We start from the raw sequence: 15176 nt of genomic DNA, 5'->3' as shown, positions 1-15176 counted from the left end.
TGGATTGATCCTGCCAGCAACGGGTGGGCTGTGCCGGAGTTCCTCGCCCCCTCCTACTCGGCCGCCGGGGCCGGGCGCGTCAGCTGGTGGCCGGCATTGCCGGGCAGGCGCATGAAGAGCGCCGTCGAGATCAGGCACATCCCGGCCAAAACGAAAAACGCTAGGTGGAAATCGGCGAGGATCAGCTCGCCCCCCCGTAGGGCATTGCTGGCTTCGAGAATGCCACCGCCCAGCGCCACGCCAAGGGCGATGGTCAGCTGCACATTGACCTGGCTGATCACATTGGCCTGGCCGGCGTCCTTGTCGTTGATGTCGGAAAACACAAAGGCATTGCTGCCGGTCCAGAAGATGGATTGCCAAAAGCCCACCACAACGAGAATGGCGATGATCAGGGGCAAGGGCGTTTGGGGGGTATAAAGCCCCATGGCGACGAGCCCCAGCGCCGACACGGCCGTCGCGACCACAAGGGCGTTGCGGAATCCCATGCTGGCAAAGATCTGGTTGGCGACGAATTTGGCGACGATGGCGCCAACGGCTCCGGCGAAGGTGACCATCCCCGACTCAAAGGGCGACATGCCAAAGCTGAGCTGCAGCATGAGGGGAAAGAGGAACGGGATCGCGCCTTGGCCCAGGCGGAAAAACGAGCCGGCGGCGACGGCGCTGCGGAAAAACGGAAAGCGCAGCAGCCGCAGATCAAACAGCGGCTTAGGGGTGGCTAGCGCGTAACGGACGTAAAGCAGGCCGAGCACAATGCCCAGCACCGTCGCAATCACGCCAAACATGGGCGGCAGGGCGGGCAGGCTGATCACCGAGGTGCCAAAAACAAAGAGCGCGAAGGCGCTGCCGGCCAGGATGAAGCCTTTGAAATCCATCGTCCCCGGTTCGATCCGCTCCATTTCGGGCAGGAACTTGCTGACGAGAGCGATGCCGACCATGCCGATCGGCACATTGATCAGGAAGATCCAGTGCCAGGACAGATAGGTGGTGAGAAAACCGCCAAATGGCGGGCCCACGATGGGCCCGATGAGCCCGGGGATGGTCAGCCAGGCCATGGCCGCGACCAGGTCGTGCCGGGCGGTGGAGCGCACCAGAACGAGGCGCGCTACGGGCGTCATCATCGCCCCGCCCATGCCCTGAAGGAAGCGGGCGCCGACAAAGGTTTCCAGCGAATTGGCAAAGGCGCAGGCGAGCGAGCCCAGCACGAAGACGCCCATGGCCCAGCGAAACACGGTGCGGGCGCCAAACCGGTCGGCCATCCAGGAGCTGATGGGGATAAAGATCGCAAGCGCCACGAGATAGGCCGTCAGCGCCAGCTTGAGCGAGATCGGGTCGGTGCCGATATCGCTGGCGATGGCGTTGAGCGAGGTCGAGATCACCGTGGCGTCCATGTTTTCCATGAACAAGGCGGTGGCAAGGATCAGGGGCGTGATGCGGGACAAATCTGTGTTCGAGCCAAGGGGCGGCGGCCCCCGCACTCACTCCTTTGTGGCAACCAGGGCCTTGTAGCCCGAGACATTGTTGCCCGCTTCCGCGGGGAGGCGAAGATAAACGAGGCCGGCAAGGGCGCTGACGCAACCAACAACGAAAAACGCGATCTGGAAGTCGGCGAGGGACAGTTCCCCGCCATGGGTGCGGGTGCTGATTTCCAGCACCGCCCCTGCGACCGCAACGCCAAAGGCGATGCTCAGTTGCTGGGCTACAGCGACGATTGCGGTGGCCTGGCTGGCATCCTCGTCGCTGATATCGGCATAGCCCAGCGCGTTGGAGCCGGTAAAGAACATCGAACGCAAGACGCCCCCGACCAGCAGCACGGCCATGATCAGGGGCACCCAGGTGGTGGTCGTGAAGGTGCCCTGCACCGCGATCAGCACGCCCCCGATGATTCCGGCAACGGCCAGCACATGGGGAAAGCCGAACCAGGCAAAAACGCGTTCGGCGATGAACTTGCTCATGATGGCGCCGATTGCCGACACAAAGGTGATGGCGCCCGACTGGAAGGGGTTAAGCCCGAAGCCCAGTTGCAGCATCAGGGGCAAGAGGAACGGCACGGCGCCAATGCCGATGCGGTAGATCGAGCCGCCGATGATCGAGGAGCGGAACAGGCGCTGGCGGAACATGCGCGGGTCAAGCAGCGGGTATTTGGTGCGCTGGGCATGGAGCAGATAAAAGATGCCGGCGACGACCCCTACCGCAATGGTCAGATAGCCATAGATCAGGGGCAGGGCGGGCAGGCTGATCACCGAGAGGCCAAAGACGGTGCCGGAAAAGGCGACGCTGGCGAGCAAAAAGCCGACGGCGTCGATGGGGCGCGAATTGCGCTCATCCTTGACCTTGAGGAACCGCCCGGCCAGCAGAATGCCGGCAATGCCGATGGGGATATTGATCCAAAAGATCCAGTGCCAGCTCAGATAGGTCGTGAGGAACCCACCGATCAGCGGGCCGGTGAGCGGCCCGATCAGCCCGGGCACGGTCAGCCAGGCCATGGCGGCAACGAGTTCGTTGCGCGGGGTCGAGCGCACCAGCAGCAGGCGCCCAACCGGGGTCATCATCGAGGAGCCGATGCCCTGAAAGAAGCGCGAGATCACAAAGGTCTCGAGCGAATAGGAGAACGAGCAGGCGAGCGAGCCCAGCATGAACACGAATATGGCGATGCGGAAAATGTTCTTGGCCCCGAAGCGGTCCGCCATCCAGCCGCTAATGGGGATGAAGATGGCCAGCGCCACGAAATAGCTGGTCAGCGCCAGTTTCAGCGCCACCGGCTCGGTGCCGATGTCCACCGCAATGGCGGGCAGCGAGGTGGCGATCACCGTGGAGTCCATCTGTTCCATGAACAGGGCGACCGCCAGGATGAGGGGTGTAACGCGGATCAAGGGAAAACCGGGGCAAAGCAAAAGAGGGGCCGACGCAGCAGCCAATGCCAGTATGGTCGCCAGCGGCGGCACTGGAAAGCGCAAACAAGTGTTGATCGACCAAATGATGAATGCTTGCTCTTGCCGCGCTATATTGGCCGCGCTCGCCATGGGCATGCGCGCCATGCAAAGCCGGCACCCCCGCTGCGCGCCCGCCCCCCTATGCAGCGCAACCGGGGGGTGCTAGAGACCCTCGCCAACCTGAACCCGGCGCCCCGCTCGCCCCGTTCACATCCCCAAAGCTCTGATCCCCCTCAGACCACCGGAAAGTTATTGGCATTGGCAAAGATCATCACCACCATTACCGGCGATTCCGCCCTCACCTTTGATGACGTGCTGCTGCAGCCGGCACGCTCCGATGTGTTGCCCGGCGAAACCGACATCGCCACCTATGTGACGCGCGACATCGCGCTCAACCTGCCCATCCTGTCCTCGGCCATGGATACGGTCACCGAAAGCGCGATGGCCATCGCCATGGCGCAGGCCGGCGGCATGGGCGTGATCCACAAAAATCTCACCCCGGCCGAGCAGGCCGAGCAGGTGCGTCAGGTCAAGAGTTTTGAATCGGGCATGGTGGTCAACCCCATCACCATCGGCCCTGATGCGACCCTGGCCGATGCGCTCTCGCTGATGCAGACCAACCGCATTTCGGGCATTCCCGTGGTGGAGAATGGCGGCAAGGGCGGGCGCATGACCGGCAAGCTCGTCGGCATCCTCACCAACCGCGATGTGCGCTTTGCTTCCAATCCAGCCCAGCGCATCGCCGAGCTGATGACGCATGAAAACCTCATCACCGTGCGCGATGGCGTCAGCAAGGACGAAGCCAAGGTGCTGCTACACAAGCACCGCATCGAAAAGCTGCTGGTGGTCGACAGCGAGGGGCGCTGCACGGGGCTCATCACCGTCAAGGACATCGAAAAAGCCCAGCTTAATCCCAACGCGGTCAAGGACGCCCAGGGACGCCTGCGCGTCGCCGCGGCTTCAACGGTGGGCGATGCCGGGTTTGAGCGTTCGCTGGCGCTGATCGAGGCGGGCGTCGACCTCCTCGTCATCGACACGGCCCATGGTCACTCGGTGCGGGTTGCCGAAGCGGTCGAGCGCGTCAAGCGCGAAAGCAATTCCACCCGCATCATGGCCGGCAATGTCGCCACCGCCGAAGCCACCCGTGCGCTGATCGATGCGGGCGCCGATGCGGTCAAGGTGGGCATCGGCCCCGGCTCGATCTGCACCACGCGCATCGTTGCAGGCGTCGGCGTGCCGCAGTTGGCAGCTGTGATGGCCTGCGCTGAAGAGGGCGCCAAGCACGGTGTTCCCGTGATCGCCGATGGCGGCATCAAGTTCTCGGGCGACATGGCCAAGGCCCTGGCCGGCGGCGCCTCCTGCGTGATGGTGGGCTCGCTCCTCGCCGGCACCGATGAAAGCCCGGGCGAGGTTTATCTCTACCAGGGCCGTTCCTATAAATCCTATCGCGGCATGGGCTCGGTGGGTGCGATGGGCTCGGGCTCCGCCGACCGCTATTTCCAGCAGGATGTGCGCGACCAGATGAAGCTCGTGCCCGAGGGTATCGAGGGGCAGGTGCCCTATAAAGGTTCGGCCGGCGCCGTGCTGCACCAGCTCGCAGGGGGCCTGCGCGCCGCCATGGGCTATACCGGCGCTCATAATCTCGAGGACTTCCGCAACAATTCGGTGTTCGTCAAGATTTCGGGCGCGGCGCTGAGCGAATCGCATGTGCATGATGTGACCATCACCCGCGAAGCCCCGAACTACCGCAGCGCCCGCTAAGGCGCTGACGGAACGCCGCCTTGCCGCACCCGTTACCCCCGGGCACAAACTCCGGGGGATTGGCTGGCATGGACGAGGCGGAGAAGGACGCGATCCGCAAGGATTTCAACGAAGCGGTCAACATGGCGCCCGCCGAGCTCAACAAATGGCTGGCCTCCGAGCACAGTCAGAAGGTCGGCTGGCCCAAGGATCGCGACGAAGGCGAAGAATCGGTGGGCCACCAATCGGGCCAGCGCATCATCGAAATCAAGCGCAAGTCCAAGGCCGAGCTGACCGATGACGACTACCAGCATATGCGCAAGGTGGTGGGCTATGTGCATCGCCACCTGGCGCAGCGCCCGAGCGGGGACATCAGCGAAACGCCCTGGCGCTTTTCGCTGATGAACTGGGGCCATGACCCGCTGAACGACTAACCCTCCGCTCATTCACGCTGTCTCACCGGGGGCTTGCCTCATGCCGCTCAACGCCAAGCTCCTTGTGCTCGCCATCGCCGCCCAGGTGCTGCTGACCCTCGTTATCCTCATGCTGATGGGGCGCGAGCGGGTGCCGCGCGTCTTGTCGGGGGAGATCAAGGTCGCCGATATTGCGGTGGAAAAAACCGCCTATCCGCTGCGGGCGCGGCTGCTGTCCAACAATTTCGACAACCAGTTCCAGCTGCCGGTGCTGTTCTACATCGCCGCTCTGCTGGCGCTGTGGGCTGGGGTGCCGAACCTGATTGAAGTGGTGCTCGCCGCCCTGTTCGTGGCTTCGCGCTACGTTCACGCCGCCATTCACGTCACCACTAACCATGTGCAACAGCGCTTTGCCGCATATGGCCTTGGCCTTGCGGTGCTGGCCATCTTCTGGCTAGTGCTGCTGTTCCGCATTCTGTTAGCCTGAGTTGCCCATGCGCCTTCCCGGCCGCCTTGCCGCTGCAATTGCCGTTCTGTCCGAGGTGGAAACGCGCAAGCGCCCCGTTTCCGAAGCGCTCAAGGCCTGGGGGCTGGCCAACCGCTTCGCCGGCGCCGGCGATCGTGCCGCCATCGGTAATCTGGTTTATGACGCGCTGCGCCACCGCGCTTCGCATGCTTTCCTGATGGGCAGCGATTCCCCGCGCGCCTTGGTGCTTGCCGTCGCCCTGCGTGACTGGCAGGAGGACCCGCAGGCGCTCAACGCCGCTTTTGCGGGCGACAATCATGCCCCCGAGCCGCTGAGTGAGGACGAGATCGCCCGTGCCGCCGGCAGCCTCGAGGGGGCGCCGGCTCCTGTGCGCGCCGATCTGCCGGAATGGCTGGCGCCCTCGCTCGAGCGGGCCTTTGGTGCCGATTGGGTGGCCGAAGGGGCCGCCATGGCCACTCGTCCGTCGCTCGATCTGCGCGTCAATACGCTCAAGTCGAGCCGCGAACGCGTGCTCAAGTCCCTTGCGCGCTTCAACCCGCAGCCTACCGCCATTGCGCCCCAGGGTGTGACCATGCCGGCCGGGCCTCGCGATGCGCGCACGCCCAATGTCACCACCGACGAGGGCTATCTCAAGGGCTGGTTCGAGGTGCAGGACCAGGGCAGCCAGATCGTGTCGGCCCTCGCCAATGCACAGCCCGGCGAACAGGTGCTCGATCTCTGCGCCGGGGCCGGGGGCAAGACCCTCGCCTTGGCGGCAGCTATGGGCAACAAGGGCCAGATCTTTGCCTATGACAGCGATCGCAACCGTTTGGCGCCCATTTATGATCGCCTCAAGCGCAATGGCGCGCGCAATGTGCAGGTGCGTGCCCCCCATGAGGGCGCGCTCGATGACCTCATGGGCAAGATGGATCGCGTCGTCATCGACGCCCCTTGCACCGGCACGGGCACCTGGCGGCGGCGCCCCGACACCAAATGGAAGCTTTCGCCAGAACTCCTCGCGACCCGCATGGGCGAACAGGCGGCGCTGTTGCGCGAGGGCCTCGCCTTCCTCAAGCCCGGTGGAACGCTCGTTTACATCACCTGCTCGACCCTGCCGGAAGAAAACGACGACCAGATCGTGGCGCTGCGGGCCGAACAGCCGGGCCTTGTTTCGGTGCCGCCCGCCGAGCTCTGGAGCGCCGCTTTCGGCACAGCGCTTCCTGATGGCGTTGCGACCGCGGCGGGCGGCATTGCCCTGACCCCGCGCCTGACCGGCACGGACGGCTTTTACTGCCACATCCTGCGGCGGTGAAACCGAGCGGGCCCAACGGCGTTCAGCGGGGGACCTCTGTTCAACCGCGAGAGCCCAATGTCCAGCGTTTCGACCGCCGATCATCGCACCCCGCGCTCCTGGCTGCTTCTCGCTGTCTTTGTGGTCGGGGTGCTGGGGATCGGCTCGCTGATCGGGGTGTTCACCGGCGGGGCGGCGAATGGTACGACAATCTCGAAAAGCCGTTCTTCAATCCGCCCAGCTGGGTGTTCGGTCCGGTCTGGTCGACGCTTTACGTGCTGATCGGCATTGCCGGCTGGCGCATCTACAGCAAGGACCCGCGCAGCACCGCGATGAAGCTGTGGTGGGCGCAGATGGTGCTCAATTTCGCCTGGTCGCCGGTCTGGTTCGGCGCGCATCTCTTGTGGCCCGCCTTTGTGGTGATCGTTCTCATGTGGCTGGCGATCATCGGCTTCATGCTGATGGCGCGTCCGCTCGACAAGCTCGCCAGCTGGCTGTTCCTGCCCTATTTGCTGTGGGTGAGCTTTGCCAGCGCCCTCAATCTTTCGATTGCACTTTTGAACTAGGCAGGCATGCATCCGCGAGGCTTGCACTTAGCTCTTTGTGCCGGTAAATGCTCGCCATGCAGCACCCCCAGAAAGATCCCGAGACCGACGCAATCCTGATTGTGGACTTCGGTTCGCAAGTCACCCAGTTGATTGCGCGCCGTATCCGCGAAACCGGGGTTTATTGCGAAATCCATCCCTTCCAGCACGCCGCCCAGGCGGCGGCGAAGCTCAAGCCGCGCGGCATTGTGCTGTCGGGCAGTCCCGCTTCGACGCTGGACGAGAACGCCCCCACCATCGATCCCGCCCTGCTCGACGCGGGCGTGCCGATCCTCGGCATCTGCTATGGCCAGCAAGCCTTGTGCATGGCGCTGGGCGGCACGGTGGAAGCGGGCCATCACCGCGAATTTGGTCGCGCCGAGCTGACCGTGCAAAAGCACTCGGCCCTCACCACCGGCGTGTGGGAAGTGGGCACCGAGCACCAGGTCTGGATGAGCCATGGTGACCGCGTCGTCACCATCCCGCCCGGCTTTGAGATCGTGGCCACTTCGCCCGGCGCGCCATTTGCCATGATTGCCGATGAAAGCCGGCGCATTTGGGCCACCCAGTTCCACCCCGAAGTGGTGCACACCCCTGACGGGTCCAAGCTTTTTGCCAATTTCGTCCATGAAGTGTGCGGCGTGGCGTCCAACTGGACCATGTCGGCTTATCGCGACAAGATGATCGAGCGCATCCGCGCCCAGGTCGGCACCGGCCGGGTGATCTGCGGGCTGTCGGGAGGCGTTGATTCCTCGGTGGCGGCCGTGCTGATCCACGAAGCCATCGGCGATCAGCTGACCTGCATTTATGTCGATCACGGCCTGATGCGGCTCAACGAGAGCGAGCAGGTCGTCAGCCTCTTCCGCGACCACTACAATATCCCGCTCGTGCATGTGGATGCCTCCGAGCTGTTCCTGCGCGAGCTGACGGGGCAGGTGGATCCCGAAACCAAGCGCAAGATCATCGGGCGCCTCTTTATCGAGACCTTCGAGGCGGAAGCCGAAAAGCTTGGCGGCGCCGAATTCCTGGCGCAGGGCACGCTCTATCCCGACGTGATCGAAAGCGTTTCGTTCACCGGCGGGCCCTCGGTGACCATCAAGTCGCACCACAATGTGGGTGGCTTGCCCGAGCGCATGAACATGAAGCTCGTCGAGCCCCTGCGGGAATTGTTCAAGGACGAAGTGCGCGTGCTCGGCCGCGAGCTTGGCTTGCCCGAGAGCTTTATCGGCCGCCATCCGTTCCCCGGACCAGGTCTGGCCATCCGTTGCCCAGGCGGCATCACGCCCGAAAAGCTCGATATCCTGCGCAAGGCCGATGCCATCTATCTCGACGAGATCCGCAAGTCGGGCCAATACGACAAGATCTGGCAGGCCTTTGCCGTGCTGCTGCCGGTGCAGACCGTGGGCGTGATGGGCGACGGGCGCACCTATGAGTTCGTGTGTGCGCTGCGTGCGGTGACGTCGGTCGACGGCATGACCGCCGATTTTTACCAGTTCGACATGAACTTCCTCGGGCGCACGGCCACGCGCATCATCAATGAAGTGCGCGGCATCAACCGGGTGGTCTATGACGTGACCTCCAAGCCCCCCGGCACGATCGAGTGGGAGTGAGCGGCCGGCCGGTCGCCCACTCAAGCCCATTCCGTTTGCAATCGCGGGGACCCATGGTAATGCTCCCCGCACTTCTCCAACGACGTCAGGCCGCCCATGTCCCAGGACAACATCTTTCGCGAAGTCGACGAGGAACTGCGCTCTGATCGCATGCGCGCGTTCTGGCGCCGCTTTGCGCCCTATATCCTGGGTGCAGCCGTTGGCGTGGTGCTGATCGTTGCGATCAACGAAGGGTGGTCCTGGTATCAGTCGAGCAATGCGGCGCAGTCCTCGGACGAGCTTTATGCCGCTTTTGACCTCGCCGACGGAGGCGACCTTGCCGCGGCCCAGACCGAGCTCGACCGCCTGATCGCCGATGGGTCGGGCGGCTATCCGGTGCTGGCGCAGTTCCGCAAGGCGGGGCTGCTGGCCAAGGAAGGCAAGGCGGCTGAGGCCGTGGCCGTTTACGACGAGCTCGCCAATACCCAGTCCAATCCCCGCCTGCGCGAGCTCGCGCTAGTGTTTGCCGGCACGCTGCTGGTGGACAATGGCACGCTCGCCGATGTGCAGACGCGCGTGGAAACCATCGCTACCGAAGGCAATCCGCTGCGCAATGCTGCGCGCGAAGCCATGGGGCTGGCGCAATACAAGGCCGGCGACTTTGCCGCCGCCCAGGCCAGCTTTGAATCGGTGCTCAACGATCCCCTGACGCAGAACACCACGCGCCAGCGCATGGGCTATTATCTCGGCCAGATGGTGTCGGAAGGCGTGATTGCGCCCGAACCGATCCCCGACAGCGAAGCCACGCTGCAATCGAGCGAAACCGTCGTCGTCGACGGGGCCGCCCCCGTCGAACCGGCAGCTGAGGCACCCGCTCCGGAAGCTGCAGCACCCGCTGCGCCAGAAGCTGTTGCCCCGGCGGCTCCGGCAACGGACGCGCCTGCAGCTGTGGCGCCCGCGGCTCCGGCCACCCCAACCACCGATCCTGTCCTTGAATAACGGCGGAGCCTTGCGCCCCGCCCACCAGAAAGCCATGCCATGACCGTCACCGTAGCCATTGTCGGTCGTCCTAATGTCGGCAAGTCGACCCTGTTCAACCGCCTGGTCGGCCGCAAGATTGCGCTGGTCGACGATACGCCCGGCGTCACCCGCGACCGGCGCGAAGCCGAAGGCCATATCGCCGATCTCACCTTCCGCGTGCTCGACACCGCGGGCTATGAGGATGTCACAGACGGCTCGCTGGAAGACCGCATGCGCCAGCAGACCGAGCTGGCCATTGCCGAAGCCGATGTGATCCTCTTCATGATCGATGCGCGGGCCGGCGTCGTGCCGCTCGACCAGCGTTTTGCCCAGGTGCTGCGCAAGGCCGGCAAGACCGTCCATCTCGTGGGCAACAAGGCTGAAAGCAAGGCTGCAGAAGCGGGGCTCGTGGAAGCCTTCAAGCTCGGCTTTGGCGAACCCATCGCGCTGTCGGCCGAGCATGGACTGGGGCTGTCCGAGCTTTATTCCATCGTCGGCCAGGCCATCGATGCCGCGGCCGAAAAGCAGCAGGCCGAAGCCATTGCCGATCTCGATGCCATGCCCGAGGTCGATATCGACATCACCCCGGACATGCTCGAAGGCGAGGGCGATGAGGCCACGCTGCGCTGGAACCCGCGCCGCTATCTCAATGTCGCCATCGTCGGCCGCCCCAATGCCGGCAAATCCACGCTGATCAACCGCATGGTCGGGGAAGACCGCGTGCTGGTGGGCCCCGAAGCCGGCATCACCCGCGACTCCATTCTCGTGCCCTGGGAATGGGAAGGGCGCACGATCAATCTCGTCGATACCGCCGGCATTCGCCGACGCTCGCGCGTGCAGGAAAAGCTCGAAAAGCTCGCCGTGGGCGATAGCTTGCGTTCGATCCAGTATGCCGAAGTCGTCGTGCTGATGCTCGACGCCACGATCCCGTTCGAAAAGCAGGATCTGGCGCTGGCCGACCTGGTGGAGCGCGAAGGCCGCGCCATGGTGATCGCGCTCAACAAATGGGATCTGATCGAGGACAAGAACGCCACGCTTTCGGCCCTGCGCGAAGCCTGCGACCGGCTCTTGCCGCAGCTGCGCGGTATTCCCCTGGTCACCCTTTCGGGGCTGACCGGGCGCAATATCGACAAGCTGATGGACGCGATCTTCACCATCGAGCGCGCCTGGAACTCCCATGTTTCCACCGCGCGCCTCAACCGCTGGCTCGCGGGAATGGTTGAGGGGCATCCGCCGCCGGCCGTTTCGGGCCGCCGCCTCAAGCTGCGCTATATGACGCAGGCCAAGACCCGGCCACCGAGCTTTATCCTGTTTGCCTCGCGCCCCGATGCCCTGCCGACGGCTTATCAGCGCTATCTGGTAAACGGGATGCGCGAAGCCTTTGATATCAAAGGCACGCCCATTCGGCTCTGGGTGCGTTCGGGCAGCAATAACCCCTATAACGATCCCAGCAAGCGCCGGCTGGGCTAGCCAAACCGGACGAAGCATCAACACCCCATGGTGCTTCGGCTCGCTTTGCCTCATAATCAACGCGTCTGAAGCGACCCGATGCTGAGTGCGGGGCCGCGTATCACGTTGAAATCTTGTTCCTAGAAATCCTGATCGTAATCGTTCTGACCATCGTCAATGGCGCGTTGGCCATGTCCGAGCTCGCCGTTGTTTCCGCCCGTCCGGCGCGCCTGCGCACCATGGCCGATGCCGGCAACAAGGGGGCTGAGGTCGCCATCCATCTGGCCGAGGACTCCGGCAAGTTCCTGTCTTCGGTGCAGATCGGCATTACCCTCGTCGGCATCCTGTCTGGCGCCATTTCAGGCGCGACGCTTGGCCTGCGCTTCACCGACTGGCTGGAAGCCCTGGGTGTCCCCGATAACATCGCCGATGTGGTGGGTGTGGGCGGCGTGGTGCTGTTCATCACCTATATTTCCTTGATCCTGGGCGAGCTGGTGCCCAAGCAGATCGCTCTCCGCGACCCTGAAGGCGTTGCCGCCCGCGTCGCCCCTGCGATGAAGCTGCTGGCCAAGGTTGGCTCGCCCATCGTCTGGGTGCTCGACATCTCGGGCAAGGCGGTGCTGACCCTTCTGGGGCAGGGCGGCCAGATGGAAGAAACGGTCACCGAAGAGGAAGTGCGCACCATCATCGCGGAAGCCACCACGGCCGGCGTGATCGAGACCGACGAGCACTCCATGATCTCGGGCGTCATGCGTCTCGCTGATCGCTCCGCGCGCGGCCTGATGACGCCGCGCCTCGAAGTAGATGTGATCGATCTTGCCGATGACGGCGCTGAAATCCGCCGCAACATCCTGAGCACGCACCGTTCGCGCCTCCTCGTGCAGGACGGCGACGCCGACTCCATCATTGGCGTCGTGGCGATCACCGATCTTGTCGCCACTTTCGCCAACGGCCAGCCGCTCGATATCCGCAAATTCGTGCAGCCTGTACCAGTAGTCATGGATCATGCCGATGCGCTCGACGTCGTGCGCGCCATCCGCAACTCCACCGTGCACATGGCGCTGGTCGTGGATGAATACGGCCATTTCGAAGGCATTGTCACCTCCGGCGACATTCTGGAAGTCATCACCGGCGTGTTCCAGGAAGAAACCGGCGACGATCCGGCCGTGGTCCGGCGCGAAGACGGCTCCTACCTCGTGGCCGGCTGGATGCCTGTGGACGAGTTCAGTGAAAAGCTCAAGGTCGCCATACCCAAGGATGCGCGTTTTGAAACCGTGGCGGGCTATGTGCTTTCGACCATCAACCGCCTGCCCGCCGTGGGCGAAACCTTCGAGCACGACGGCTGGCGCTTCGAGATCGTTGATCTCGATGGCCGCAGGATCGACAAGGTGCTGATGACGCGGCTCGATGGCGTCACGACAACGGCCTAGAGCGGGGTAAACCCGCCCTGGCGCATGTCATAGATCTGGCCCGTCTGCGTCAGCGACGGGCTCAGCAAATCCACCAGGCGCGGCGCAACATCCTGCGGGCGGGGCAGGGTCTCAGGATCCTCCCCCGGCATTGCCTTGGCGCGCATCGCGGTGCGCACGGCTCCGGGATAGAACACATTGACGCGCAAGCGCGTTTGCTCGACCTCGCCGGCATAGGCCTTGGCCAGAGCATCGGCTGCGGCCTTGCTTGCGGCATAAAGCCCCCAATAGGGCCGGACATTGCGCGCAGCGCCCGAGGACACGAACACAACCCGTCCATCCGCCGCCTGGCGCAACAGCAGGTCGGTCGCGCGGATGAGCCGGTAGTTGGCGGTGACATTGACCGCCATCACCGATTCAAATTCTTCGGGCTTGAGATGGGGCACAGGCGACAGCGTTCCGAGCATGCCGGCATTGGCGATCAGGCCATCCAGCGCACCCCAGCGCTCGAATATCGCCGCGCCCAGCCGGTCGATGGCATCGCCATCCCGCAGGTCGAGGGGCACCAGGGTCGAGGATGAGCCAAGTTCCTGGATTTCGTCATCCAGCTCTTCAAGGGCGCCAACGGTGCGGGCGACCGCGACCACATGGGCGCCGCGACGGGCCGCTTCGAGGGCGCTGGCATAGCCGATACCGCGCGATGCGCCGGTGACCAGGACAACTTTGCCCGCAAGATCGTGTTCTGCAGGCATTAACCAGCCTCTCGCAACAAGGAAATCTGCTTGGGTTCGTTCTTGGAGCGCCCGTTCAGATCCGTCAACTGTGTTGGGTAGTCCCCGGTGAAATAATGGTCGGTAAACTGGGGCGCCTGGGGATTGCGCTTGGCGCCGCCCACAGCTTCGTAGAGCCCGTCAATGCTGAGGAACTCCAGCGAATCGGCGCCAATGAACCGGCACATCGAAGCAAGGTCCGCGTGCTGGTTGGCCAGGAGCTTGTCAGGGTCGGGCGTGTCGATGCCGTAGTAATCGGAATAATGGATCATGGGGCTCGCGACCCGAATATGCACTTCCCTCGCGCCCGCTTCGCGGATCATCTGCACGATCTTGACTGAGGTTGTGCCGCGCACGATGGAATCGTCGATCAGCACCACCCGCTTGCCGGCGATCTCGGCGCGGTTGGCGGAGTGCTTGAGTTTGACGCCGAAGGCACGGATCGACTGGGTCGGTTCGATAAAGGTGCGGCCCACATAGTGGTTGCGGATAATGCCGAGCTCAAATGGGATGCCGCTCTGCTGGGCAAAGCCGATGGCTGCGGGCGTGCCGCCATCGGGCACGGGCACCACCACATCGGCATCGACCGGAGCTTCCTTGGCCAGGTTCATGCCCATGCGCTTGCGCGCGGCATAAACACTGCGCCCGGCGACCACGGAGTCAGGGCGGGCGAAATAGACATATTCGAACAGGCACATCCGCTCGGGCCGGGGCGGAAAAGGCTTGAGCGATTCGATGCTGATCGAGCCGTCGGGCTGGATTTCGCACACCACCACTTCGCCATTCTCGACGTCGCGTACAAACTTGGCGCCGATGATATCGAGCGCGCAGCTTTCCGAAGCAAAGATGGGCTTGCCATCCAGATCGCCCAGCACCAGCGGGCGGATGCCGTTGGGGTCGCGTGCGCCGATCAGCTTGGTGCGCGTCATCGCCACCATGGCATAGGCACCTTCAACTGCCCCGATCGCATCCACGAACCGGTCCGAGGACGAGGTTCGCTGCGAACGGGCGATCAGGTGCAGGATCACCTCGGTATCCGAGGTCGACTGGCAGATCGCCCCCTGCGCGATCAAGCGCCGGCGCAGGGTCAGCCCATTGGTCAGGTTGCCGTTATGGGCGATGGCAATGCCGCCAACTTCCAGTTCGGCGAACAAGGGCTGCACATTGCGCAGAATGGTTTCGCCGGTGGTGGAATAGCGCACATGGCCCATGGCCATGGAGCCGGGAATGCGCTTGAGCGTCGCGGGGTCGGTGAAGTGGTCGCCCACCAGCCCCAGTTGGCGCTCGGAGTGAAACTGGCGCCCATCAAACGAAACAATGCCGGCCGCTTCCTGCCCCCGGTGCTGCAGCGCATGCAGCCCCAGCGCAGTCAGTGCCGGGGCATCGGGATGCCCCAAAATGCCAAACACCCCGCACTCTTCATGCAGGGTGTCGCCGTCAAGATCGAAATCGTCATCGCTCGGATGGACCACCGGGCTCTCCATTTCAGGCTTGTGCGGTAGCCGGTGCGAAGCG

General features: G+C 63.9%; 13 protein-coding genes. 9 read left to right on the top strand and 4 right to left on the bottom strand.

The annotated features are described in order from the left end of the window. Positions 1-53: 53 nt before the first annotated feature. Together AC3YOG_RS16605 and AC3YOG_RS16600 are read right to left on the bottom strand one after the other, a co-directional pair. Positions 54-1439, bottom strand: coding sequence for an MFS transporter (locus tag AC3YOG_RS16605; protein ID WP_489935868.1), 1386 nt, complete (start codon positions 1437-1439; stop codon positions 54-56). Between the two features lie 36 nt (positions 1440-1475). Continuing rightward, the gene (locus AC3YOG_RS16600; protein ID WP_489935867.1) at positions 1476-2870 is read right to left on the bottom strand and encodes an MFS transporter; all 1395 of its coding nucleotides are present in this window, start codon (positions 2868-2870) and stop codon (positions 1476-1478) included. 318 nt (positions 2871-3188) lie between these two features. Here AC3YOG_RS16600 and guaB point away from each other — a divergent pair, with 318 nt between their 5' ends. The 9 genes from guaB to AC3YOG_RS16555 all read left to right on the top strand — a co-directional run bounded on the left by guaB (position 3189) and on the right by AC3YOG_RS16555 (position 12912). Continuing rightward, the gene (guaB, locus tag AC3YOG_RS16595; protein WP_127754352.1) at positions 3189-4691 is read left to right on the top strand and encodes an IMP dehydrogenase; all 1503 of its coding nucleotides are present in this window, start codon (positions 3189-3191) and stop codon (positions 4689-4691) included. A 68-nt stretch (positions 4692-4759) separates the two neighbouring features. After that, entirely contained in the window at positions 4760-5104 is a 345-nt protein-coding gene (locus AC3YOG_RS16590; protein ID WP_489935866.1) for a DUF3140 domain-containing protein, read from the top strand. A 40-nt stretch (positions 5105-5144) separates the two neighbouring features. Then, entirely contained in the window at positions 5145-5570 is a 426-nt protein-coding gene (locus AC3YOG_RS16585; protein ID WP_489935865.1) for an MAPEG family protein, read from the top strand. Between the two features lie 7 nt (positions 5571-5577). After that, on the top strand, positions 5578-6861 hold the full coding sequence (locus AC3YOG_RS16580) for an RsmB/NOP family class I SAM-dependent RNA methyltransferase (RefSeq protein WP_489935864.1): 1284 nt from the start codon (positions 5578-5580) through the stop codon (positions 6859-6861). A 224-nt stretch (positions 6862-7085) separates the two neighbouring features. Next, complete coding sequence (locus tag AC3YOG_RS16575; protein WP_489935863.1) at positions 7086-7406, top strand: TspO/MBR family protein; 321 nt, start codon at positions 7086-7088, stop codon at positions 7404-7406. Between the two features lie 56 nt (positions 7407-7462). Beyond that, on the top strand, positions 7463-9034 hold the full coding sequence (gene guaA, locus AC3YOG_RS16570; protein ID WP_489935931.1) for a glutamine-hydrolyzing GMP synthase: 1572 nt from the start codon (positions 7463-7465) through the stop codon (positions 9032-9034). A 96-nt stretch (positions 9035-9130) separates the two neighbouring features. Beyond that, the gene (locus AC3YOG_RS16565; RefSeq protein WP_489935862.1) at positions 9131-10012 is read left to right on the top strand and encodes a tetratricopeptide repeat protein; all 882 of its coding nucleotides are present in this window, start codon (positions 9131-9133) and stop codon (positions 10010-10012) included. Between the two features lie 39 nt (positions 10013-10051). Continuing rightward, the gene (der, locus tag AC3YOG_RS16560; protein WP_127754345.1) at positions 10052-11503 is read left to right on the top strand and encodes a ribosome biogenesis GTPase Der; all 1452 of its coding nucleotides are present in this window, start codon (positions 10052-10054) and stop codon (positions 11501-11503) included. Between the two features lie 128 nt (positions 11504-11631). Beyond that, positions 11632-12912 carry a hemolysin family protein gene (locus tag AC3YOG_RS16555; RefSeq protein WP_172125497.1) on the top strand — a complete coding sequence of 427 codons (1281 nt, stop codon included), beginning with the start codon at positions 11632-11634 and terminating at the stop codon, positions 12910-12912. Here the strand turns inward: AC3YOG_RS16555 and AC3YOG_RS16550 are convergent. Further along, a complete protein-coding gene (locus tag AC3YOG_RS16550) occupies positions 12909-13643 on the bottom strand; it encodes an SDR family NAD(P)-dependent oxidoreductase (RefSeq protein ID WP_127754343.1) in 735 nt (244 codons plus the stop codon). The genes AC3YOG_RS16555 and AC3YOG_RS16550 overlap by 4 nt on opposite strands. Next, entirely contained in the window at positions 13643-15133 is a 1491-nt protein-coding gene (purF, locus tag AC3YOG_RS16545) for an amidophosphoribosyltransferase (RefSeq protein ID WP_489935861.1), read from the bottom strand. The genes AC3YOG_RS16550 and purF overlap by 1 nt, the downstream gene beginning before the upstream one ends. Positions 15134-15176: the final 43 nt, after the last annotated feature.

The organism is Devosia sp. Z6_126 (assembly GCF_058133495.1).
Note: the sequence above shows the minus strand (reverse complement) of the source record. Positions and strands in the feature narration are given on the sequence as shown.

Bases quoted from the DNA above. Each gene is read 5' to 3' on its own strand.
- AC3YOG_RS16585 (WP_489935865.1), top strand. From the start codon at position 5,145: ATGCCGCTCAACGCCAAGCTCCTTGTGCTCGCCATCGCCGCCCAGGTG.
- guaA (WP_489935931.1), top strand. From the start codon at position 7,463: ATGCAGCACCCCCAGAAAGATCCCGAGACCGACGCAATCCTGATTGTG.
- der (WP_127754345.1), top strand. From the start codon at position 10,052: ATGACCGTCACCGTAGCCATTGTCGGTCGTCCTAATGTCGGCAAGTCG.
- AC3YOG_RS16565 (WP_489935862.1), top strand. From the start codon at position 9,131: ATGTCCCAGGACAACATCTTTCGCGAAGTCGACGAGGAACTGCGCTCT.
- AC3YOG_RS16580 (WP_489935864.1), top strand. From the start codon at position 5,578: ATGCGCCTTCCCGGCCGCCTTGCCGCTGCAATTGCCGTTCTGTCCGAG.
- AC3YOG_RS16550 (WP_127754343.1), bottom strand. From the start codon at position 13,643: ATGCCTGCAGAACACGATCTTGCGGGCAAAGTTGTCCTGGTCACCGGC.
- AC3YOG_RS16590 (WP_489935866.1), top strand. From the start codon at position 4,760: ATGGACGAGGCGGAGAAGGACGCGATCCGCAAGGATTTCAACGAAGCG.